Genomic DNA, 1,096 nt, shown 5'->3' on the forward strand with positions numbered 1-1,096 from the left:
TATTTCTCCACGTCCCAAGTAGATTGTCAAAGGATCTTTTCACTTTGACAATCTACTTGGGACGTGGAACAATCCATAATGGTTGTTGTGCAAAAAAACTTAATCTTTTTGTGTCCAAAAACTTGACGTAGATCCATACTAATTAGAAAAATAATAGTTAAAGACATAAGCAATTCAAAAATAATAAATGAACTATTTCTTTCATTATGTGTAATTGGCAACTGATTTGTTATTTTTAAGAAATCCCCTTTTTTCAAGAAAATAATTCTAGTAAAAACGAATATAATCATCGTCCAAACGATAATATTTACACCTTGCATTTTAATAATAAAATATATAAAGTTAATTTGTTCGGAAACATCGGTGTCATCTAAAAAATTATATAGAAAAACTGTGGTTACCGTAATAGTTACTATTGTAGCAATAAAGATGAAAGCTTTAAATATTTTCTCTTTTAATATACCCACACTTAGAATTCTTCTTAAAATAAATAGGAAATATAGCTTTTGTAAATTAAAAATATTTTTCAATTTCATTTTTCATGCCCTCATAATCTATAAGCTCTTTAAAAACATTTGTTAAATTAGAACCAGTCTTGAGAATGTTTTCAATAAGATCATCTATGTATATTACACCATTATTAATGAGTAACACCCTATATCCTATCTCTTCAACTAATTCTAAATCATGGGTACACATTATTATGGAACCACCACGTCGTTTGTATTGTTCAAATAATAGTTTGGTTGCTTCTTTTGCTTCCACATCTATACCATTCAATGTTTCATCTATAATAATAATTTTATTGTTAATCATAAATGCACTAACTAATTGAATCTTTTTCCTCATTCCATGAGAGTAACCTTCTATCAATTGATCTAATTTAGAATCTAAAGAATAATACTCTACTAAGCGAGATAACTTTTCTTTATCCAATGGTGTATCATAAAAATCACATATCATTTCTATATATTCTTTACCTGTTAAAAAATCCGGTAAAAAATCCTCACTAGATAAATATATACCTTAATTATTCATAAAAAATCCTTGAGCGCCTAAAAATGCATATCTACCAAGGAATCCAGCTAATTTAGTC

Annotated in this window: 2 protein-coding genes; both read right to left on the reverse strand. The window is 27.2% G+C overall.

Annotated elements, in window-relative coordinates; all coding sequences use genetic code 11:
• Positions 1-26: 26 nt before the first annotated feature.
• Positions 27-536 (reverse strand): hypothetical protein, encoded by a 510-nt coding sequence (locus tag KM885_RS17750; RefSeq protein WP_216884343.1) that lies wholly within the window; start codon positions 534-536, stop codon positions 27-29.
• The gene (locus KM885_RS17755) at positions 514-963 is read right to left on the reverse strand and encodes a P-loop NTPase family protein (protein ID WP_060669371.1); all 450 of its coding nucleotides are present in this window, start codon (positions 961-963) and stop codon (positions 514-516) included. Before KM885_RS17755 ends, KM885_RS17750 begins: the two co-directional genes overlap by 23 nt.
• Positions 964-1,096 lie beyond the last annotated feature (133 nt).

It is taken from the genome of Oceanobacillus caeni (genome assembly GCF_019037185.1).
Classification (GTDB): Bacteria; Bacillota; Bacilli; order Bacillales; family Amphibacillaceae; genus Oceanobacillus; species Oceanobacillus caeni.

Bases quoted from the DNA above. Each gene is read 5' to 3' on its own strand.
- KM885_RS17750 (WP_216884343.1), bottom strand. From the start codon at position 536: ATGAAATTGAAAAATATTTTTAATTTACAAAAGCTATATTTCCTATTT.
- KM885_RS17755 (WP_060669371.1), bottom strand. From the start codon at position 963: ATGATATGTGATTTTTATGATACACCATTGGATAAAGAAAAGTTATCT.